Origin of the sequence: Actinopolymorpha sp. B9G3, assembly GCF_040120725.1 — a bacterium.
In the GTDB taxonomy this organism is placed as follows: Bacteria; Actinomycetota; Actinomycetes; order Propionibacteriales; family Actinopolymorphaceae; genus Thermasporomyces.
In genome coordinates this window covers 639,317-659,568 of record NZ_JBEEAB010000002.1, presented here as the reverse complement: position 1 = coordinate 659,568, position 20,252 = coordinate 639,317, and the positions used below count along the sequence as shown (strand labels likewise).

Annotated in this window: 19 protein-coding genes; 15 read left to right on the top strand and 4 right to left on the bottom strand. The window is 69.1% G+C overall.

Features of this window, described 5'->3' with window-relative positions:
• Positions 1–130: 130 nt before the first annotated feature.
• Complete coding sequence (locus ABNF93_RS06105; protein WP_349326607.1) at positions 131–877, top strand: SDR family oxidoreductase; 747 nt, start codon at positions 131–133, stop codon at positions 875–877.
• 197 nt (positions 878–1,074) lie between these two features.
• On the opposite strand, the gene ABNF93_RS06100 is transcribed toward ABNF93_RS06105, so the two are convergent.
• Both ABNF93_RS06100 and ABNF93_RS06095 read right to left on the bottom strand, forming a co-directional pair.
• Entirely contained in the window at positions 1,075–1,293 is a 219-nt protein-coding gene (locus tag ABNF93_RS06100) for a helix-turn-helix domain-containing protein (protein WP_349326605.1), read from the bottom strand.
• 293 nt (positions 1,294–1,586) lie between these two features.
• On the bottom strand, positions 1,587–3,200 hold the full coding sequence (locus ABNF93_RS06095) for an ABC-F family ATP-binding cassette domain-containing protein (protein ID WP_349326603.1): 1,614 nt from the start codon (positions 3,198–3,200) through the stop codon (positions 1,587–1,589).
• A gap of 483 nt (positions 3,201–3,683) precedes the next feature.
• Here ABNF93_RS06095 and ABNF93_RS06090 point away from each other — a divergent pair, with 483 nt between their 5' ends.
• From ABNF93_RS06090 to ABNF93_RS06070, 5 genes are read left to right on the top strand one after another with little or no spacing between them, the layout of a single operon-like run.
• Positions 3,684–4,328 carry a biotin transporter BioY gene (locus ABNF93_RS06090; protein WP_349326601.1) on the top strand — a complete coding sequence of 215 codons (645 nt, stop codon included), beginning with the start codon at positions 3,684–3,686 and terminating at the stop codon, positions 4,326–4,328.
• The gene (locus tag ABNF93_RS06085; protein ID WP_349326599.1) at positions 4,312–5,607 is read left to right on the top strand and encodes a class I adenylate-forming enzyme family protein; all 1,296 of its coding nucleotides are present in this window, start codon (positions 4,312–4,314) and stop codon (positions 5,605–5,607) included. The genes ABNF93_RS06090 and ABNF93_RS06085 overlap by 17 nt, the downstream gene beginning before the upstream one ends.
• A 14-nt stretch (positions 5,608–5,621) precedes the next feature.
• Positions 5,622–6,848, top strand: a complete 1,227-nt coding sequence (locus tag ABNF93_RS06080) for a thiolase family protein (protein WP_349326597.1) — start codon at positions 5,622–5,624, stop codon at positions 6,846–6,848.
• The gene (locus ABNF93_RS06075; RefSeq protein WP_349326596.1) at positions 6,845–7,519 is read left to right on the top strand and encodes an energy-coupling factor ABC transporter ATP-binding protein; all 675 of its coding nucleotides are present in this window, start codon (positions 6,845–6,847) and stop codon (positions 7,517–7,519) included. The genes ABNF93_RS06080 and ABNF93_RS06075 overlap by 4 nt, the downstream gene beginning before the upstream one ends.
• Positions 7,516–8,139 carry an energy-coupling factor transporter transmembrane component T family protein gene (locus tag ABNF93_RS06070; RefSeq protein WP_349326594.1) on the top strand — a complete coding sequence of 208 codons (624 nt, stop codon included), beginning with the start codon at positions 7,516–7,518 and terminating at the stop codon, positions 8,137–8,139. Before ABNF93_RS06075 ends, ABNF93_RS06070 begins: the two co-directional genes overlap by 4 nt.
• 17 nt (positions 8,140–8,156) lie before the next feature.
• Here the strand turns inward: ABNF93_RS06070 and ABNF93_RS06065 are convergent, their stop codons facing one another.
• Entirely contained in the window at positions 8,157–9,095 is a 939-nt protein-coding gene (locus tag ABNF93_RS06065; RefSeq protein WP_349326593.1) for an IclR family transcriptional regulator, read from the bottom strand.
• A gap of 146 nt (positions 9,096–9,241) precedes the next feature.
• On the opposite strand from ABNF93_RS06065, the gene ABNF93_RS06060 reads away from it, so the two are divergent.
• From ABNF93_RS06060 to ABNF93_RS06040, 5 genes are read left to right on the top strand one after another with little or no spacing between them, the layout of a single operon-like run.
• Entirely contained in the window at positions 9,242–10,513 is a 1,272-nt protein-coding gene (locus ABNF93_RS06060) for a CaiB/BaiF CoA transferase family protein (protein ID WP_349326591.1), read from the top strand.
• Positions 10,510–11,322 (top strand): enoyl-CoA hydratase-related protein, encoded by an 813-nt coding sequence (locus tag ABNF93_RS06055; RefSeq protein ID WP_349326590.1) that lies wholly within the window; start codon positions 10,510–10,512, stop codon positions 11,320–11,322. The genes ABNF93_RS06060 and ABNF93_RS06055 overlap by 4 nt, the downstream gene beginning before the upstream one ends.
• A gap of 54 nt (positions 11,323–11,376) precedes the next feature.
• Entirely contained in the window at positions 11,377–12,363 is a 987-nt protein-coding gene (locus ABNF93_RS06050; RefSeq protein ID WP_349326589.1) for a Bug family tripartite tricarboxylate transporter substrate binding protein, read from the top strand.
• Positions 12,360–12,854, top strand: a complete 495-nt coding sequence (locus ABNF93_RS06045; protein WP_349326588.1) for a tripartite tricarboxylate transporter TctB family protein — start codon at positions 12,360–12,362, stop codon at positions 12,852–12,854. Before ABNF93_RS06050 ends, ABNF93_RS06045 begins: the two co-directional genes overlap by 4 nt.
• 15 nt (positions 12,855–12,869) lie before the next feature.
• Positions 12,870–14,483 carry a tripartite tricarboxylate transporter permease gene (locus ABNF93_RS06040; RefSeq protein ID WP_349326587.1) on the top strand — a complete coding sequence of 538 codons (1,614 nt, stop codon included), beginning with the start codon at positions 12,870–12,872 and terminating at the stop codon, positions 14,481–14,483.
• Here the strand turns inward: ABNF93_RS06040 and ABNF93_RS06035 are convergent.
• Complete coding sequence (locus ABNF93_RS06035; protein WP_349326585.1) at positions 14,447–15,136, bottom strand: AAA family ATPase; 690 nt, start codon at positions 15,134–15,136, stop codon at positions 14,447–14,449. The two genes, ABNF93_RS06040 and ABNF93_RS06035, sit on opposite strands and share 37 nt — an antisense overlap.
• Positions 15,137–15,291: 155 nt before the next feature.
• Here ABNF93_RS06035 and ABNF93_RS06030 point away from each other — a divergent pair, with 155 nt between their 5' ends.
• The 4 genes from ABNF93_RS06030 (at position 15,292) to hydA (ending at position 20,232) form a co-directional block, all read left to right on the top strand.
• A complete protein-coding gene (locus tag ABNF93_RS06030; RefSeq protein ID WP_349326583.1) occupies positions 15,292–16,203 on the top strand; it encodes an LLM class flavin-dependent oxidoreductase in 912 nt (303 codons plus the stop codon).
• 184 nt (positions 16,204–16,387) lie between these two features.
• Positions 16,388–17,947, top strand: a complete 1,560-nt coding sequence (locus ABNF93_RS06025; RefSeq protein WP_349326582.1) for an NCS1 family nucleobase:cation symporter-1 — start codon at positions 16,388–16,390, stop codon at positions 17,945–17,947.
• A 2-nt stretch (positions 17,948–17,949) separates the two neighbouring features.
• Complete coding sequence (locus ABNF93_RS06020; protein WP_349326580.1) at positions 17,950–18,810, top strand: nitrilase-related carbon-nitrogen hydrolase; 861 nt, start codon at positions 17,950–17,952, stop codon at positions 18,808–18,810.
• Between the two features lie 18 nt (positions 18,811–18,828).
• Positions 18,829–20,232, top strand: a complete 1,404-nt coding sequence (gene hydA / locus ABNF93_RS06015) for a dihydropyrimidinase (RefSeq protein WP_349326578.1) — start codon at positions 18,829–18,831, stop codon at positions 20,230–20,232.
• Positions 20,233–20,252 lie beyond the last annotated feature (20 nt).

Here is a 20,252-nt window from a genome sequence, read left to right as displayed (position 1 = left end):
CCCTGTGTGCGGAACGTGATCATGATGCGGGAAGGTGCACCGGGATGCCCCAAATTTCGCCGGACACTTACAGTTTCTGCATGCAATGCGTGACCACCATGAGGCAGGATGATGCACCGTGGATCTTGGGGTGCGGGACCGAGTGTTCCTTCTCAGCGGAGCAAGTCGGGGGCTTGGCCGGGCAACCGCCGAGGTCCTCGTCGCCGAGGGCGCCTATGTGGTGATCTCCGCCCGCGGCGAAGACGGCGTCCAGCGCGCTGCCGCGAGTCTGGGCACCGCGCGCGCCGTCGGCGTCGCCGCCGACAACGCCGACCCGGCGTCGGCCGAACGCCTGGTCGCCACCGCGATGGCCAAGTGGGGACGCCTCGACGGTGCCCTCATCAGTGTCGGCGGCCCACCTGCCGGAAGCGCACTCGACTCCGACGAAGACCAGTGGCGGGCGGCATTCGAGTCGGTCTTCCTGGGTGGGCTACGCCTCGCCCGGGCAGTTGCGGCGGCGTGTCGTGACGGCGGGTCGATTGGGTTCGTCCTGTCGAGCTCGGTGCGCCAACCCATCCCGAACCTCGCCATCTCCAACGGCCTGCGACCGGGACTTGCCGGCCTGTCCAAGACACTGGCCGACGAACTCGGTCCGGCCGGTGTGCGCGTCAACGGCCTCTTGCCCGGCAGCTTCGACACTGAGCGTAGTCGCGAACTTGCCGCGCAGAGTGCCGATCCCGAGGCCCTCCGGCGACGTCGCGAGGCGGAGATACCGCTGCGTCGCTATGGCTCACCGCCGGAGTTCGGCCGGGTCGCGGCCTTCATCTTGTCGCCGGTGGCGTCCTACATCACTGGGACCACCGTCGCTGTTGACGGCGGCGTGCTCCGCACCATCTGAACGCGCCGCACCAACCATCTGAACGCACCATTTGAACGCACCGGTGTCGCGCTGCGTCCCATCGTCTGCGCGCGGCGTGGCAACCAGGAGCAACACCCGCTCCAGGGCAACGCTCTTCTGCAACAGGCGCGATCCGCCCTCGACACCAGGTGTCGGGACTGGGGTGTGGGCGTCCACACCCCAGTCCCACGTCGGCGCTAGACCCGCACCTTCTTGGTGCGCGTAGCGCCACCCCTGCTGCGAAGTCTCACCCCCGACTCACTCAGCAGCCGGTGCACGAACCCGTAGGACCGGCCCGTCTCCTGAGCGATGGTGCGGATGCTCTTTCCGCCGTCGTACTTCTTCCTGAGGTCCGCCGCGAGCTTGTCCCGCTGCGTTCCGGTGACCCGTACGCCCTTCTTCAGAGTCTCGGCCACGCCTGCCTCCCGCTGACGAGTGTGATGGTCGCGTTCGGCTTTCCGTTCGCCGACCCGCCCCAGTGATGCCGACGTATCGGTCACGCGCTCACGTCGCGCTCGGTCTCATTCACCGACAGCTCACGCTCACGTGGTACCGATGGCGTACAGCATTCGATCAATACCAATGCCCCATGATCCGCCGACCCATGCCTCGTTACCAACGGAAGATCGGCCGTGTCGCGCCAATATTATTTTCTCTTCTGTTGCGGACAGGCACGGTGGGGGCGGACGTCCCGGCCAGGATTCTGGGGTCAGGCGAGGCTTACAAGATCAACATATTCGGTGTTCCAGAGATCTTCAACGCCATCGGGTAGAAGCAATACCCTCTCGGGTTCGAGGGCCGCGACCGCACCCTCGTCGTGGGTGACGAGGACGATCGCCCCTTTGTACGACCGAATTGCACCAAGAATTTCCTGTCGCGAGACCGGATCGAGGTTATTTGTCGGTTCGTCGAGCAGGAGGACGTTGGCCGCGGAGCAGACGAGCCGCGCGAGCGCGAGGCGGGTCTTCTCACCGCCGGAAAGCACGGCCGCCGGCTTGTCCACGTCATCACCGGTGAACAGGAACGAACCGAGGACGCGGCGCGCCTCCCTGTCGGTGAGATCCGGTGCGGCCGAGGCCATGTTCTCTCCGACGGTACGCCGGATATCGAGGGTCTCGTGTTCCTGCGCGTAATAGCCAAGCTGCAAACCGTGTCCGGCCTCGACGATTCCGGTGTCGGGACTTTCCGTGCCGGCGAGAATACGCAGCAACGTCGTCTTGCCTGCACCGTTGAGGCCGAGAACCACGACTCGGCTCCCCTTGTCGATGGCGAGGTCGACGTCGGTGAAGACCTCGAGAGACCCGTACGACTTGGACAAACCGGTCGCTGTCAACGGCGTCTTGCCACATGGTGCGGGCTCGGGCAGCCGGATCTTCGCCACGCGGTCGGATCGTCGTTCGGGTTCGAGGTCGGCGATCAGGCGCTCGGCCCGGCGGGCCATGTTCTTCGCCGCGACCGCCTTGGTGGCCTTCGCCCGCATCCGGTCGGCCTGGGCCATGAGGGCCTGAGCCTTGCGTTCGGCGTTGCTGCGTTCGCGCTTGCGGCGCCGGTCGTCAGCCTCGCGCTGGGTGAGGTAGATCTTCCAGCCGACGTTGTGGATGTCGAGCTCTGCCCGGTTGGCGTCGAGGTGAAAGACGCGGTTGACAGTCGCCTCCAACAGCCCGACGTCGTGGCTGATCACCACGAGTCCGCCTTTGAACGCACGGAGGAACTCCCGCAGCCAGCCGATCGAGTCGGCGTCGAGGTGGTTCGTCGGTTCGTCCAGCAGCAGCGTGTCGGCGCCGGAGAAGAGGATGCGGGCGAGTTCGATCCGGCGTCGCTGGCCGCCGGAGAGGGTACGCAGTGGCTGGCCGAGCACCCGGTCGGGCAGGCCGAGGTTGGCGGTCACCTGCGCGGCTTCTGACTCCGCTGCGTAACCGCCCCGGGCGAGGAACTCGGTCTCGGCCCTGGCGTACTTCCGCATCGCCCGGTCCTGAGCCGCACTGTCACGCTCGCGCCCGGCCGCGCCCGCCATTTCCAACTCGGTCGACCGGAGTTCGCGTACGGCGTCGTCGAGACCGCGGGCGGAGAGCACCCGATCGCGGGCGGTGACGTCGAGGTCACCGGTCCGCGGGTCCTGGGGTAGGTAGCCGACGGATCCGACCCGGGTCACGTCACCGCTCGCCGGGATGCCGTCACCGGCGAGGACCCGGGTCAGCGTGGTCTTGCCGGCGCCGTTGCGGCCGACGAGGCCGACCTTGTCGCCGGGAGAGACGCGGAAAGATACGTCGGAGAGGAGGAGTCGCGCACCCGCGCGGAGTTCGAGGTTGCTGGCCGTGATCACTTGAGAACGCTCCGGAGCCGATCGGACACAGGGGACACGTGGGCGAAGGAGTGTCCGATCAAGCACAGCGGATGAGCATGCGGACCAGTCTAGAGAACGAGCCGCGCGTCCCGCCTCCGGGTTTCCTCCGTCCTCCACCAGATCGCCCCACCCACCAGATCGCCCACCCCACCGGATCGCCCCACCCACCAGATCGCCCCACCCCACCGGATCGCCGCGCACCTGCCGTACAGCGCTGGCCGAGGTGCAAATGACCACGCTGGGCATGCCTGTGGTAGCCGAAAGGGCGTCGTCGCCCGGGTGGGCGGCCACAGGCATGCCCAGCGTGGTCATTTGCAACTCGCGGCCGCAGCGGCATTGTCGGATCGCTCCAAGCCTGCGGCCGGGAGGTTGGCGATGGCGGGAGCGGGCATCGCACGTCGACGCGCCTACGCTCGGACTGCCGACGCCCGAACAGACGTAAGCCTGCCGAAGGAGCCGCCCGTGCCCTCCCGTCGCCGACTACCGACGCGTGACCTCGCCGTCATCGCCCTGTTCGCGGCCCTCATCGCCGCGCTAGGCCTTCCCGGTTCGTTCAACCTCTTCGGCAACGCCGTCCCCATCACGGCGCAGACCCTCGGCGTCATGCTGGCCGGGTCGATCCTCGGCGCGCGACGCGGGTTCCTCGCGGTGGCGACGTTCGGCGTCCTCGTCCTCGCCGGCCTGCCGCTGCTCGCGGGCGGACGCGGCGGGATCGGCGTCCTCGCCGGCCCGTCGGCCGGCTACTTCCTCGCGTTCCCGTTGGGCGCCTGGGTCACCGGCTGGCTGACCGAGAAGACGATGCCGCGGTACACGCTGCCCGTCGGGTTCATCGCCAACGTCGTCGGTGGCATCGCCGTCGTCTACGCCATCGGCATCCCCGTGCAGGCCGCCCGCACCGGAACGTCGGGCCTGGTGGCCACCATGGTGGCCGCGGCGGTCTTCCTGCCCGGTGACCTCATCAAGGCCGCGGTCGCCACCGTCGTCGCCAAGGGCGTGCATGCCGGCTATCCCACATTGCGTACGCCGCGTTCAGGAGGCACATCCACGAGTGGGGCCTCTGAGGGGACGGCAGGGGGTACGGTGCGAAACGATGGCCATCTTCCGTGACGTGGCCCGCCGCGCGGCGACCGAACCTGAGCGGCCGGCTGTCGTCGGTCCGTGCGGTCCCCTGAGCTTCGGCGCGCTCGCCGACCGGGCGTCCGAGCGCGCTGACGCGCTCGCCGCGGAGGGCGTGGGGCCTGGAGGCGTGGTCATCTCCTTCGACGGCGAGCCAGTCCGCCTGCTGGTCGACCTGATGGCCGCCGAACGCGTGGGTGCCAGCATCATCGTCGCCGACTCCGCATGGCCGCACGCCATGCGCGGTCCCGCCCTCGACGCCGCGACCGCGGCCGCCGAACGCCATGGCGGAGCGGGGTGCCTGGTCGTCTTCACCTCCGGCAGCACGGGCGTCCCGCGGCCGGTCGTGCGTACGCAGGAGTCGTGGACGTACAGCTTTCCGGCGTTCTCGGCGCTCACCGGCGTCGACGCCACTGACACTGTGCTGATCCCCGGCCGGATGTCGGGAACCCTTTTCCTCTTCGGCGCGCTGCACGCCCTCGTCATGGGTGCGGCGATCCACCCGTTGTCGCACTGGTCGCCCACGCTCGCGACGGAGGCGACGGCGAGTTGCACCACGGCTCACGTCGTACCCGCCATGCTCGGCGTCCTCGCCGGCCGGGCCGACCCGGCGACCAGTCGGCTCCGGCGGGCGGTCTGTGCCGGCGCACACCTCGCCCCCACAGTGGAGGCGGTAGCGGGTGCGGCCGGGATCGAGGTCATCGACTACTACGGCGCGGCCGAGCTGTCGTTCGTCGCGCTCCGCCGGCGTGGTTCTCCCCCGGGCGCGATGCGGCCGTTCCCCGATGTAGAGGTCGAAATCCGTGACGGCGTGATCTGGGCGCGGAGTCGGTACCTCGCCAAGGGACTCGACCTCTCCGCCGACGGGTACGCGAGCGTCGGCGACCACGGCTGCCTCGAGCCCGACGGCACCCTCATCGTCACCGGTCGTTCGAACCAGTCGATCAACTGCGGCGGGGCGACCATCGCCGCCGAGGCGATCGAACGCGCTCTTCGCCTCGCGTCCGGTGTCGCCGACGTCGCCGTCGTCGGCACGCCGCACGGTGAACTCGGGCAGGTCGTGGTCGCGGTCGTCGAGCCGGACGGCCCAGGCGGTGTCGCCCTGGCGACCTTGCGGGCCGCGATCGCCGACCAACTGCACCCTTCCCATCGACCACGGGTGTGGTACGAAGTCGACCGGCTCCCACGTGCCGGCTCGGGCAAGGTCGCCCGCGCCGAGGTCATCGCCGGACTCGCGGACGGCAGCCTTGTCGTCCGGGCACTTACGTGAACACTCTGAACCACGTGGAAGCCGCCCCGCCCGAACGCACGGACCCGAACGCCCCGGCGATCGTGGCGGCCAGGCGTACCCCCCTCGGCAGCCGAGGCCGCGGGCTCGCCGACGTGCGGGTGGAACAGCTGGCCGCGCCCGTTCTCCGCGCGCTGGTCGACGACCTTGGCCTCTCACCCCGGCACGTCAGCGAGGTCGTCCTCGGCAACTGCATGGGTCCCGGCGGCAACGTGGCGAGGGTGGCCGCACTCGCGGCCGGACTCGGCCCCGGCGTGCCGGGCCTGACGGTCGACCGCCAGTGCGGCAGCGGGCTGGAGGCGATCACCCTCGCGGCAGGGTTGGTCCAGGCCGGGAGGGGTACGGTCTACCTCGCCGGCGGCGCGGAGAGTGCCTCGACGGCGCCGATCCGCAGCTGGCCCGCACGAGCGGGCGGGCAGGACGGCGAGCCGCAGCGCTACGAACGGGCGCCGTTCGCTCCCCCGCCATTTCCCGATCCGGAGATGGGCGAGGCCGCGGACCTGGTGGCCCACGAGGCCGGCATCTCCCGAATCCGCCAGGACGCCTACGCGGCGCGAAGCCACGCGAGGGCGGTCGCGGCCATGGAGGCGAAGCGGTTCGCCGACGAGCTCGTTCCGGTCGGCGGGCTCGATCATGACGAACGCCCGCGCGCCGGTCTCACGTCGGCCCGGCTGGCCCGGCTGCGTCCCGCGTTCGTCCCGGACGACGCAGGCGGAACGGTCACCGCCGGCAACTCCTGCGGCGTCAACGACGGCGCGGCGGCGGTCGCCGTCGTCCCTGAACGCCTGCGGGCGCGGCACAACTGGCCGGGCCTGCGCATCCTCGACTGGGCGTGCACGGGTACCGACCCGGGCCGGCCGGGTCTGGGTCTGGTCGCCACGGTTCGCCAAGTGCTCGACCGGCAGGGGCTGGGCATGGACGACATCGGCGCGATCGAGTTCGTGGAGGCCTTCGCCGGACAGGTGCTGGCCTGCGCCGACGCGCTCGACCTCGACCCCGACCGGCTCTGTCCCGAGGGCGGCGCACTGGCGCTCGGCCATGCCTGGGGCGCGACCGGCGCTGTCGTGATGGTCCGGCTCTTCACCCGGATGGTGCGCGACGACGGCCCGTCGCTCGGACTCGCCGCGGTTTCCGTCGGCGGTGGCATGGGCGTCGCCGCACTGGTACGCCGCGTGGGCCCGCCTTCCAAGAGGCGGCGCAGGGGCACCGGGAGCGACCGGTGATCGAGTTGCGGGGCGTCTCCCACCACTACGGCTCCCGGCGGGTCCTGGCCGATCTCGACGTACGCCTGACCGAGCAGCGGATCGGTGTCGTCGGTGCCAACGGGTCCGGCAAGTCGACCTTCGCGCGGCTGCTCAACGGCCTGGTGGTGCCGACCCACGGCACAGTGGAGGTCGACGGTTTCGACACCCGGACCGACGGCCGCGAGGTCCGCCGGCGGGTCGGCTTCGTCTTCACCGATCCCGATGCCCAGGTGGTCATGCCGACCGTCGGTGAGGACGTGGCGTTCGGTCTGCGCCGGCTCGGCCTGCCCCGCGAGGAGGTGTCCCGGAGAGCGCAGGCCGCGCTCGAGGCGTACGGTCTCGCCGACTACGCCGATCATCCCGCCCACCTGCTCTCCGGTGGCCAGCTGCAACTGCTCGCCCTCGCCGGGGTTCTCGTGACCGAGCCCACCACGCTGGTCTGTGATGAGCCGACCACGTTGCTCGACCTGCGCAACGCACGGATGGTCACGGACCTGCTCCGCCGGCTTCCTCAGCAGGTCGTCCTCGTCACGCATCACCTCGAATTGCTTGACGGGTTCGAGCGCGTTCTCGTCCTCGACCACGGGCGCCTGGTCGCCGACGGCACCGCGGACGACGCGGTCGACGCCTACCGGAAGCTGCTCACATGAACGCCGCCCTTCCCGGTCACGGCGGTCTGGGCCTCTACCAACCGGGGTCGTCGCTCCTGCACCGGCTTCCGGCCGGCGCGAAGCTCACCGCGCTCGCCGTCGCGGCGGTGGTCATCCTGCGGATCACCGCCGTGTCCACCCTCGGCGTCGCTGTCGTGCTCACCCTGGCTCTGGTGACGGCCGCGCAGATCCCCTGGCGGGTGGGCTTCGCGCAGGTCCGCCCGGTCTGCTGGTTCGCCGTACCGCTCCTGGCGTTCCAGTGGGTGAGCGCCGGACCCGCCCACGCGGTCCTCGTCGTCGGTCAGCTGCTCGTCCTGGTGGCGCTCGCAGCGCTGGTCACGCTCACGACCCGGGTCACGGCGATGCTCGACGCGTTCGAGTCGGCCCTGCGTCCGTTCGAGCGGGTCGGCGTCAGCCCGATGCGGGTCGGTCTCGTGCTGGCCCTCACGGTGCGTTGTATCCCCCTGGTCGCCCAGACGTACGCGGAAACCCGGGAAGCGCAGCGTGCCCGTGGCCTCGAACGCAGCCCGGTCGCCCTCGCGGTGTCCCTCGTCGTACGCCTGCTCAAGAAGGCCGACGCCATGGGTGACGCGCTCGCAGCCCGTGGCCTCGACGACTGAAGGGCTGGACGTCGAAGTCACTCCACGGGTGGGCTGGCCAGGGCAATCTGTGCGGCCACGCCGTCGCGGGTCGCACCGAGGGCCTCGGAGATCGACCATGCCGTGGCCGCGACGACCGGGCCGAGGCGTTCCATCCGTACGTTGGGCATCCGTACCTCTGGCGCGGAGACACTGATCGATGCCGCCGGAACGTCGGAGCCGTCGAAGACGACGGCCGCGATCGTCCGGATACCCGACGTGCGCTCGGAGTAGGAGAGCGCGAAGTTGTGGGCCCGGATCTCGGCCAGCTGCTTGCGAAGGAGCACCGGGTCGGTGACCGTCGTCGGGGTCGCGGCCGGTATCGGCCGGGCGAGGATCGACTCCTGCACGGCATGGGCGAGGTGCGCGAGGAGTGCCTTGCCGGGCGCGCCGAGAGGCAGCGGGATCGGTGCGCCGAACTCGGTGTAACTGCGGCGCAGCGGCTGGCGGCTCTCCACCTGGTCGATGACCGCGCGGTCATGGGTGGGCAGCAACACGTGCAGACCGATGGTCTCGTCGATCTCGTCGCGGAGCCGCCGCATCGCCGGGAGGGCGGCTTCGCGCACACTCGTCGCCATCGCTCCTCCGCGGGCGAGCTGGACCAGAAGCGAGCCCAGGGCATAGCGGCGGTCGCGGGTCTGGCGTACCAATCGGTTGTCCTGCAGCGCGCCGAGCAGCCGGTGCGTCGTGCTCGTCGACAGTCCGGTCATCCGGGCGATGTCGCTGATGCCCAGCTCGGGATGGCGGGCGTCGAAGCAGCGCAGAATCGTGACGGCGCGATCGATGGACTGCACGCCTCGACGACGCGCGGGCGTCTCGGATGCGCCCACCTCCGCGCCTGGGGATTCGGGTCCGTTCGGGCCCGCGCCGCCGCCGGGAACGCCGGAGCCCAGGACGCCACCCGATGTGTTCGGATCCTGCCAGTCCGTTGACGTCACCCTGCCTCCCTGCCTAGTGTTCCTGAATTACAGGATGTTATCCCACTTTGCGGCATCCATCGCTTTTGTGGCAAGCACCGATCTTGACCAATTGCACGAACTGACCAAGTGCACGGATTCGTGGCAGCACGGGAGGAATGCCGAACATGTTGCCCCTTGACGGATTCAGGGTTCTCGACCTGACCCGGTTCCTGTCCGGGCCGTACGCGACGATGGTTCTCGCCGAACTCGGCGCCGACGTGATCAAGATCGAGCAGCCGATCACCGGTGACGACTCCCGGCGGCTCAGCCCCAAGGTCAACGGCGAGAGCTATCCGTTCGCCATGCCCAACCGGAGCAAGCGCAGCGTCTCCCTCGACCTGAAGGCCGACCGGGGCAGGGAGGCGTTCCTCCGCCTCGTCGACGGCGCCGACCTGGTGATCGAGAACTTCCGGCCCGGCGTCGTCGCCCGGCTCGGCATCGACTACGAAGTCCTGCGTGCCCTGCGACCGGACCTGCTCTACTGCTCGATCAGCGGCTACGGCCAGAACGGGCCCTACCGCGACCGGCCGGGCTTCGACATCATGGCGCAGGGCGCCGTCGGGTTCCTTCGCATGACCGGGCATCCCGACGGACGGCCGGCGAAGGTCGGCATCGCGGTCAACGACCTCGCCGCCGGCGCAACGGCCGTCTACTCGATCCTCGCAGCCGTTCTCCTCCGCCAGCGCACCGGAAAGGGGCAGCACATCGACGTCTCGCTGGTCGAAGCCGGCCTCGCCTGGACGGTGTGGGAGTCCGGTGCCTGGTTCGGCGGCGGCGAACGCCCCGCACCCACCGGCACCCGACACCGCCGGTCGACGCCGTACCAGGCCTACCGCACCGCCGACGGCTACGTCACGATCGGGGCCAACAACGACCGGCTGTGGGAGCGCCTCGTCACCGGTGTACTCGACCGGCCCGAGTGGCTCGACGACCCCCGTTTCCGCACGCTCCCCGACCGGCTGAGCAACATCGACGACCTCGAACGCGAGATCGAGGCGATCACCACCCACCGTCGTACGCAGGAATGGATCGACGCACTCGACAAGGCAGGTGTCCCCGGCGGACCCGTCCTCACCTACGACGAGGCATTGGCCGATCCCCACGTGCGGGCCCGCGGCATGGTGGTCGACCTCGACCATCCGATCATCGGGGCGATGAACACCATCGGGCCACCCACGAAGTTCAGTGAGTTCGACTTCGCCGTCAGGGCTCCGGCGCCGTGGCTCGGCCAGCACACGGTCGAGGTCCTCACCGAGGCGGGGCTCGCCGACGACGAGATCGCGGCGTTGTTCGCCGACAGCATCGCGTTCGACGCCCATCCGGAGATGCAGCGGCATCGCAGGCCCGCCCCCCAGACCTCCACCACTCCCTACGACCGCGCAGGTGTCGAATCGTGAACTCCGCCAGCCATGCCGACCGTTTCGCCGCTCCAGACGGCGACCTTGTTCTGCGGCGGGACGGTGCCGTCGCCACCGTGCTGCTCAACCGCCCGGACAGCCACAACGCCATCACCCTCGACATGTACACCGCTCTCCCCGACCTCTTCGGCGTAATCGCGGCCGACGAGTCGGTGAAGGTGGTGGTCCTGCGGGGTGCGGGCGTCCGGTCGTTCGCGTCCGGGGCGGACATCAGCGAGTTCGAACGCGTCCGCGGCGACGCCGAGAAGGCCCGCGTCTACAACGACCGGGTGGCCGCGGCCGAGCAATCCATCGAAGAGCTCGACAAACCCACGATCGCGATGATCCACGGCTACTGCATCGGCGGAGGCGCGGGGCTCGCGTTCGCGGCCGACCTGCGCTTCGGCGACGAGCGCACCACGATGGCCATCACCCCGGCCAAGCTCGGTCTCGTCTACAGCCTCGAGTCCACGAAGCGGCTGGTCGACCTGGCGGGACCGTCGCGGGCGAAGTGGATCCTCATGTCCGGCGAGAAGATGTCGGCGGCCGAAGCACTGCGGGTCGGACTGCTCGACGAGGTGACGCCGGTCGACGACCTGGAGAAGCACACCTACGACTTTGCCCACCTGCTCACCACGCGCGCCCAGTACAGCGTCCGGGCGGCGAAGACGATCGTCAACCGGATCGTCGCCGGGCAAACCACCGAGGACGCGGTGACGACCGACCTGCGTAACACCTCGTTCGACACCGCCGACTACGCCGAAGGGGTCCGCGCCTTTCTCGACAAGCGCACTCCGCGGTTCGGCTGAGGGCCACCCGGCCACGCCGATCCGGCGTACGACCGGAACGAAGGGAGCCTTGCAATGACGCATGCGTACCCGAGAAGAACGTTCCTCGCCCTGGGTGCCGCGGCTGTCGGCGTGGCGGGGTGTGCCGACGGAGCCGCGACGGGCGGGGGCGAGGCCGACTACCCGTCGGAGGACCTGGACTGGACGATCGCGTTCGGCCCAGGAGGCGGCAACGACATCATGTCCCGCACCATGGTCGACATCCTCGAGCGGGAGAAGCTCTATCCCGAACACATCGCGGTCCAGAACCGCGAGGGTGGCAGCGGCGCGACGGGCTGGGGCCACGTCTTCAGAAAGTCCGGCGATCCCTATGTCATCTCGACCACGTCGGGATCGTTCCTCACCACGCCGCTGGAGTCCGATCCGGGCTGGACTCCTACCGACTTCACTCCGGTCGGCCTCTTCGCGACCGACGCCGCGCTGCTGGTCGTCAATGCCGGGAGCGGTCTGGCGACCTGGCAGCAGTGGGTCGACCATGCCAAGGGCAAGGGCACCGTCGCGGTCGGCGGCATCGGCACCGTCAACGTCGACTTCATCCTCCACGACATGTTCGCCGCGAAGGCCGGTTACAAGATCGACTACGTACCGTTCAACGACGAGGGGCAACTGCTCACCGCCCTGACGTCGAAGTCCCTCGAGGCGGTGGTCTCCAACCCGGGCGAGGTGATGGGCCAGATCGACGCCGGCGACATGGTGCCGCTGCTCTTCACCGGGCGCGAGTCACCGGCGAAGCTGTCCGACGTACCCACCGGTGAGTCGCTCGGGTTCACCGAGCTTCCCACCATGCCGCGCGGACTGATCCTGCCGCCGGAGGTGCCGGACAACGCCCGGCAGTGGTGGATCACCACGATGAAGAAGCTCGTACGGACCGAGAAGTGGAAGGCCTACCTGCGCGACAACCTTCTCGTCGAGGACGTCCGCTGGGGCGACGACTTCGGCCAGTTCATCGCCGACACCTCCAAGGAGCTGGAGGAGATCCTGCGCGAACGCGGTGCGATATGAGGCTTCGGCGGCTCGGCGCTCGTGGCATGTTCCTCGGCGTGCTCGCGGGCGTGCTTGCCGGATACTCCGTTCTGTCCTGGGACATGGCATGGCGGATGCCCTCGGGGCAGATCGGTCCGGGGTTCTTCCCACGGCTCATCGGTGTGGCCGCGCTCGTCCTCTGCCTCGTCGCCTTGTGGCGACACGATCCTGGGGACGGGGCCGACACCGGAGCCGACACCCGAGCCGACACCGGAGCCGACACCGGGACCCCGACTCATCCGCCCCTGTTGGCTGGCGCTGTCTGTGCGTGTGTGGGCTTCTTCGTCCTGTTGGCCGTCGCTGGCGCACTTGTCGGCGGGGTGGTGTTTCTCTCCGGCGCGCTGATGCTGCTCAATCCCGGGCGCCGCCGGCTCGTCGGCAACGCCGCTCTCGGTGTCGGCCTGCCGGTCACGCTCTACGTGCTCTTCGAGAGGGTCCTGGACGCCCAGCTGCCCTCCGGAATCTTCTAGAAGGAGCGTCCGCGCATGGGGATCCTGGGGCATCTCGCGACGGGCATCGCGACGGTCCTCAGCCCGCAGAACCTCGTCCTGCTCGCCCTGGGCGTCCTGGTCGGCATGGTGATCGGTGTCATGCCCGGTCTCGGCCCGTCCGCGGGTATCGCCATCCTGCTGCCGTTGACGTTCTCCCTCGATCCGACCGGTGCGATCGTCATGCTCGCCGCGATCTACTACGGCGCGATGTACGGCGGCACGATCACGTCGGTACTCATCAACACACCGGGCGAGTCGGCGACCGTCGCCAGCACGTTCGACGGCTATCCCCTTGCCCGCCGGGGCCGAGCCGGTCCCGCACTCGTCATGGCCGCGGTCGCGTCGTTCGTCGCCGGCACGATCGGGACCCTGCTCATCAGCGTCGCGGCGCCGTTGCTGGCGTCGGTGACGTCGCGGTTCGGCCCGCCGGAGCTCTTCCTGCTGGTGCTCGCCGGCCTGCTCACGTTGGTCGTCGTCATCGGCCGGAATCGTCTGCTTGGTGGGCTCTCCGCTCTCATGGGCTTCGTCCTGGCGACGGTGGGCGTGGACATCGGCGGCGGCGAGCAGCGGTTCACGTTCGGCTCGCCAGAACTCATCAACGGCATCGACTTCATCCCGGTCGCCATCGGGATCTTCGGGCTCGGCGAGGTGTTCCACACGCTCTACCGTGGTGGGCATCTGGAACGGCTCGGCTACTTCTCCGTCAGCGCCCGCGCCAAGGGATTCTGGCCGAACCGCGCCGATGTCCTCGAGTCGCGGGGGCCGATCCTGCGCGGCTCGTTCCTTGGCTTCTTCGTCGGCACGACGCCGGGAGCAGGGGCCACCGTTGCGTCCCTCATGTCCTACAGCGTGGAGAAGTCGCTCTCGGCGAAACCGGGGAGGTTCGGCAAGGGCGCCATGCCGGGTCTCGTCGGTCCGGAGGCGGCGAACAACGCCGCCTCGGCGGGTGCGATGGTTCCACTTCTGACGCTGGGAATTCCGGGCTCCGCGTCCACGGCCGTCCTGCTCGGTGGATTCCTGATGTGGGGCCTGCAGCCAGGTCCGTTGCTGATGGAACAGAACCCCGAGTTCGCGTGGGGCCTCATCGCGAGCATGTACCTCGGGAACGCGATGTTGCTGCTGGTCAACATCTTCTGCATTCCGGCGTTCGCGGGTATCGCGCGGGTGCCGTTCCGCGTGCTCGCCCCGATCATCGTCGTCCTCTGTACGTTCGGCACCTTCACCGTCAACACCAGCATGGTCGACGTCGCCGTCATGATCGGGTGCGGGGTGCTCGGATTCTTCATGCGGCTCCACGGATTCTCGCCGGCCGCGCTCGTGGTCGCGCTGGTCCTCGGGCCGATCGCGGAGGAGAGCCTGCGTCAGACGATGATCATCTCTCAGGGCAGTCCTGACATCTTCGTCCAGCGGCCGGCCTCGATCGTGCTGCTGGTCCTGATGGCGGTCCTCGTCCTGCTCCCGGTGCTCCTGTCCGGACGTCGGCGCCGGCATGGGCCGGCCCTGGACCAGGGTCGGGACGAAGACCAGAGGCGGCGTACGGATCAGGGTCAGGCCGAGGAACAGGGGGAGGATCAGGAACCGGACCGGAGTTCGGCGACAACGCCGTAGTCCGACCGCTGCGACACGCCGGTGAAACTCACGGCGCGAAGCCGCTCCGCCGACCGCCGGTCCAGGACCACCGCCGACCGGGCGCCGGGCACCAGATGTGCCGGGTCTCCCTCCCGTTCCACCGCGGCCAGGAGCGCGCCCCATCGGCGACAGTGCCGCTGGAAGGTCTGCACGCCAAGGGATCGCCCTCGCGCCCGCTGACCCGCCCGGGCCTGCTCTGGTGTCGCATCGAGGAGCACGAGGTGCAGGACGCGACGCTCAGCAGCGACGAGGCGACCCAGCAGGCTGCGTACCCATGGACGCGTACCGCAGTCGGGAACCATCACCGGACCTCCGTGCCGGATCGCCGCCCAGACGCGACCGTAGTGCACCGCGTGCACGGCCGGGCGCCACCAGGCGTAGGCATGGCTCCCCATGTACCGCTGCCACCGGAGACGTTCCTGCTCGGAGTCGACGATCCGGACGCCTCCCCGCTGCTCCGGGAGGGGCTCGTCAGCGGCGGTCCCGGAAAGCCTGTGCAGAAGGGTGCTCTTGCCGGCACCTGGGATCCCGACGAGAACGACGACCGAGTCGACCGGATAGCGCAGGTGGTCAACACCCTTGTCGCGGAAATCGTGACACCCGGTGAGGGTCGCGTCGGTGTCGAAGAACATGCGGGTTCAACGCGCCTGGGGACCGCTGTCGTTCCTTCGAGCCGGCCTGGACGGATACGCTGCCGCCGGTAGCACTGATGGCCGACAGCCCGCCGCACCTCGCACCACCGAGTGCGTCAAGGCTGCGGACCTCACCTCCCGGTGGAAGGGGATCCATGCGTGTGGGCGTGATCTTGCCGTTGGGCGAGGAGTCGCAGCCGGGTGTGCCGCTGAGCTACGCCGACATCCGGTCCCTCGCGACCCGCGCAGAGGACGCCGGCCTGGACTCGGTGTGGGTCTATGACCACCTGCTCGGCGAGTCGACCGAGGATGCGTCGGCGTCGCCGTGGGAGGCATGGACGGTGATGAGCGCGCTCGCCGACGCCACGTCACGCGTACGCATCGGCGCGCTGGTGCTGTGTACGGCGTTCCGACCACCCGCCGTCCTCGCCCGGATGGCCGACACACTGCAGGAGATCAGCGGCGGCCGGGTGGTCCTCGGCCTGGGCGCGGGGTGGCACGAGCCGGAGTTCCAGGCGTTCGGGCTGCCGTTCGACCACCGGGTCGGCAGGTTCGCAGAGGCGCTGGAGATCATCACGACCATGCTGCGTACGGGCCGTGCGTCCGTGTCCGGTCGCTTCCACCACGCCGCCGACGCGCCCGTACGCATCCGCCCGGACCGGACCGGCCCGGAAGTGCTGGTGGCCGGAGTTCGGCCACGCATGCTCCGGCTCACCGCGGAGTACGCCGACAGCTGGAACCTCGCGTGGTTCGGCCTGCCCGGCGACCGGTTCCGGGAGGCGAACGCCGCCCTCACCGCCGCCTGCCAGGAGATCGGCCGCGACCCGGCGACGCTCGCCCGCACCGCCGGCATCCGGATCGCCGCTCCCGGCGGCCAGACCGCGAACCCCGACGGTGACGACCAGGATCCGGCGCGGGTCATCCGTGGCGACGCCGATCAGATCGCGGACGCCTTCGCCGCCTGGGAGTCCGAAGGCGTGTCGGAGCTCATCTGCTGGCCCGAGCCGAGCGAGGCGGCCAGTATCGATCTCGTCGCCGACGCGCTCGCCCGCTACCGCGCCCGGTAGTACGACGAGAGCTTCGATCGCGACTCGCTCCAAGCCGCCTCGCCGTTCACCGTTTTGCCCCGACCGGTCCGGTGATCGCCTAGCATCGGCCTGACGAGGCGCTGGTCTGCCGCACGCAGGTGGCATCCAAGCCTTTGCGACGGTGGGGCTTCGCCAGGTGGGACCGGCGAGGGAGCGGGGGGCGATGACGGCAACGAGAGAGTCGCAGGAGCAGGTCGTCCATCACGACGGCCGGATCGACCTCAGGGATCCGTCCGCCATTGTCGCGAGTCGGTACGCCAACGCCGAACTCGCACCGACGCCGACTAAGGACCGGCGCTGGACGACGTACAACTACACCGCCCTGTGGATGGGGATGGCGCACAACATTCCCGCGTACCTCCTCGCCTCGGGCCTGGTGGCGATCGGGATGAACTGGCTGCAGGCGTTCGTCACGATCACCCTCGCCAACCTGATCGTGCTCGTGCCGATGCTGCTCAACAGCCATGCGGGTACGAAGTACGGCATCCCGTTCCCCGTCTTCGCCCGCGCCTTCTACGGCGTCCGTGGCGCGAACCTTCCAGCCCTGCTGCGGGCGTTCATCGCCTGCGGGTGGTTCGGCATCCAGACCTGGATCGGTGGCCAGGCGATCTTCGTGATAGTCGGCAAACTGGCGGGGGTCGCGTGGATCGAGGCCACTGCTCTCGCCGGCCAGCCGTGGACCCTGTGGCTCAGCTTCGGTTTCTTCTGGGCGGTCCAGATGGTCCTCATCGCCCGCGGGATCGACGGCCTGCGACGGTTCGAGAACTGGGCTGCTCCGCTCGTCACCGTTGCGTTCCTCGCTCTCCTCGTCTACATGGTGATGGAGGCGGACGGGTTCGGTCCGATCTTCTCCCAGCCGTCGCAGCTCGGCTGGGGCGTCGACTTCTGGACGGTCTTCTGGCCGTCGCTCATGGGCATGATCGCGTTCTGGGCGACCCTTTCGCTGAACATGCCCGACTTCACGAGGTTCTCGGGAGGCCAACGCCAGCAGGCGATCGGGCAGGTGCTCGGCCTGCCGACCACGATGGCGTTCATCTCGATCGTGTCGATCATGATCACCTCGGCCACGATCGTGGTCTACGGCGAGGCGGTCTGGGATCCGGTCGAGGTGGCCAGGCGCTTCGACCATCCGGTCATCGTCATCATCGGACTGGCCATGGCGATCCTCGCCACCATGTCGTGCAACGTCGCGGCCAACGTCGTCAGTCCGTCGTACGACTTCTCCAACGCGCTGCCGCGCTGGCTCACCTTCCGTACGGCCGGCCTGCTCACCGGCGTGATCGGCATCCTCATCCAGCCGTGGCGGCTGATCTCGGACCCGAACGTCTACATCTTCGCCTGGCTGGGCTTCTACGGCGGGGTGCTCGCCTCCGTGGCCGGCGTCCTCATCGCGGGTTACTGGATCGTCGACCGCACCACCATCGCGCTCGGCGACCTGTACCGCGTCGGTGGGCGCTACTGGTACACCGCCGGCTGGAACTGGCGGGCGGTCGTCGCGACGGTCGTCGGCGCGGTCCTCGCGGTCGGCGGCGCCTACTCCGCGCCGGGCAAGGGGCCCTTCCCCGCCGACGGTCTGCTCCCCTGGCTCCGACCGTTGTACGACTACAGCTGGGCGGTGGGTCTGGCCGCGGGGCTCATCATCTACGTGGCGCTGTCCGCGACGCGACCAGCGTCCTCCACCCGAGCGGCGTCGTCCCACACGAAAGGAACGGGGAGTGTCTGACCATGCCTGACTCGAGAAGTACGCCGGGAACGGTGCGGGCCGCGCTCGTGCAGCAACGCTGGACCGGCGACAAGGACTCGATGATCGCGAACGCGGTCGCGCACATCCAGACGGCGGCCTCGCAGGGCGCGCAGGTCGTGTGTCTGCAGGAACTCTTCTACGGTCCGTACTTCTGCCAGGTGCAGGACGCCGACTACTACTCCTACACCGAGCAGATCCCCGACGGCCCGACGACGCAGCTGATGTGCGAGCTCGCCCGTCAGCACGGCATCGTGCTCGTGGTCCCGATGTATGAAGAGGAACAGCCGGGCGTCTACTACAACACCGCCGCTGTCATCGACGCCGACGGGCGCTACCTCGGCAAGCACCGCAAGAACCACATCCCGCAGGTGAAAGGTTTCTGGGAGAAGTTCTACTTCCGACCCGGGAACCTCGGCTATCCGGTGTTCGACACCGCAGTCGGGCGGATCGGTGTCTACATCTGCTACGAACGCCACTTCCCCGAAGGCTGGCGCGCGCTCGGACTCGCCGGCGCGCGGATCGTCTTCAATCCTTCGGCGACGAGCCGCGGCCTCTCGCAGTATCTGTGGCGGCTCGAGCAGCCGGCTGCCGCTGTCGCCAACGAGTACTTCGTCGGGGCGCTCAACCGCGTCGGCGTCGAACCCCTGGGAGACAACGACTTCTACGGCCAGTCGTACTTCGCCGACCCGCGCGGGCAGGTGGTCGGCGACGCCGCATCCGACACCGACGACGAGGTGGTCGTCCGCGACCTCGACATGGCGGTGCTGTCCGAGGTGCGTGATCTGTGGGCCTTCTACCGCGACCGGCGGCCCGAGACCTACGACTCTCTCGTGACGCCGTAGGTCGAAGGGACGCAGGCGATGAACACCGTCATCCGCAACGGAATCCTCCTCTCGACCACCGGCGCGACCCCCGCCGACGTGCTCGTCGCCGGTGAGAAGGTCGCGGCGGTCGCGGCGCCCGAGTCCGGCCTCGCCGACACCTGGGCGGCGGGTGCGGACCGGGTGATCGACGCCGCGGGGAAGTACGTCCTGCCCGGTGGCATCGACGTCCACACGCACATGGAGATGCCCTTCGGCGGAACGCATTCAGCCGACACGTTCGAGACCGGTACCACCGCCGCCGCCTGGGGCGGCACCACGACCATCGTCGACTTCGCGGTGCAGCCCAAGGGCACGTCCCTGCTGTCGGCGTTGGAGGCATGGCACGGGAAAGCCGCCGGCAAGGCCGCGGTCGACTATGGCTTCCACATGATCATCTCCGACGTCAACGACGCCACGCTGAAGGAGATGGACGCCTGCGTCGGGGCCGGAGTGAACTCCTTCAAGATGTTCATGGCCTACCCCGGAGTGTTCTACGCGACCGACGGCGAGATCCTGCGGGCGATGCAGAAGGCGAAGGACATCGGCGCGACGATCATGATGCACGCCGAGAACGGCATCGCGATCGACCAGTTGGTCGTCCAGGCGTTGGCCGAGGGTCGGACCGATCCTGTACACCACGGCACGACCCGGCCGCCGGAGCTCGAAGCGGAAGCGACCCACCGGGCCATCACCCTGGCGAAGGTCACCGGGGCGCCGCTCTACATCGTCCACCTGTCGGCGAGCCAGGCGCTCAGTGCCGTCGCCGCTGCCCGCGACACCGGGCAGAACGTGTTCGCCGAGACCTGTCCGCAGTACCTCTTCCTGTCCCTCGACGACCTCGGTCGGCCGGACTTCGAGGGTGCGAAGTACGTCGCCTCGCCACCGCTGCGCCCCGTCGAGCATCAGGACGAGCTGTGGCGTGGGCTGCGGACGAACGACCTGAGCGTCGTGTCAACCGACCATTGCCCGTTCTGCTTCAAGGACCAGAAGCAGCTCGGCAAGGGTGACTTCTCCAAGATTCCCAACGGAATTCCGGGCGTGGAACACCGGATGGATCTGTTGCACCAGGGCGTCGTCCGCGGCGAGATCTCGTTGGGTCGTTGGGTGGAGATCGCCTCGACGACGCCCGCGCGGATGTTCGGCCTCTATCCCCGCAAGGGCGTGATCGCGCCCGGGTCCGATGCCGACATCGTGGTCTACGACCCGCGGGCACGACAAACCCTGTCGGTGCGTACGCATCACATGGCCGTCGACTATTCGGCGTACGAAGGAATGTCGATCACCGGCCGGGTCGAGACGGTGCTTTCGCGCGGGCGGATCATCATCACCTGTGGGGAGTTCCACGGTCGGGCGGGCCACGGTGGGTTCCTCGCCCGCGACCTCTGCCAGTACCTCACCTGAGCGAGCGCCTGCACTCAGGC

Coding starts and splice junctions, on each gene's coding strand:
- ABNF93_RS06035 (WP_349326585.1), bottom strand. CDS start 15,136: ATGTTCTTCGACACCGACGCGACCCTCACCGGGTGTCACGATTTCCGC.
- hydA (WP_349326578.1), top strand. CDS start 18,829: ATGAACACCGTCATCCGCAACGGAATCCTCCTCTCGACCACCGGCGCG.
- ABNF93_RS06045 (WP_349326588.1), top strand. CDS start 12,360: ATGAGGCTTCGGCGGCTCGGCGCTCGTGGCATGTTCCTCGGCGTGCTC.
- ABNF93_RS06020 (WP_349326580.1), top strand. CDS start 17,950: ATGCCTGACTCGAGAAGTACGCCGGGAACGGTGCGGGCCGCGCTCGTG.
- ABNF93_RS06085 (WP_349326599.1), top strand. CDS start 4,312: ATGGCCATCTTCCGTGACGTGGCCCGCCGCGCGGCGACCGAACCTGAG.
- ABNF93_RS06070 (WP_349326594.1), top strand. CDS start 7,516: ATGAACGCCGCCCTTCCCGGTCACGGCGGTCTGGGCCTCTACCAACCG.
- ABNF93_RS06040 (WP_349326587.1), top strand. CDS start 12,870: ATGGGGATCCTGGGGCATCTCGCGACGGGCATCGCGACGGTCCTCAGC.
- ABNF93_RS06025 (WP_349326582.1), top strand. CDS start 16,388: ATGACGGCAACGAGAGAGTCGCAGGAGCAGGTCGTCCATCACGACGGC.
- ABNF93_RS06050 (WP_349326589.1), top strand. CDS start 11,377: ATGACGCATGCGTACCCGAGAAGAACGTTCCTCGCCCTGGGTGCCGCG.
- ABNF93_RS06060 (WP_349326591.1), top strand. CDS start 9,242: ATGTTGCCCCTTGACGGATTCAGGGTTCTCGACCTGACCCGGTTCCTG.
- ABNF93_RS06030 (WP_349326583.1), top strand. CDS start 15,292: ATGCGTGTGGGCGTGATCTTGCCGTTGGGCGAGGAGTCGCAGCCGGGT.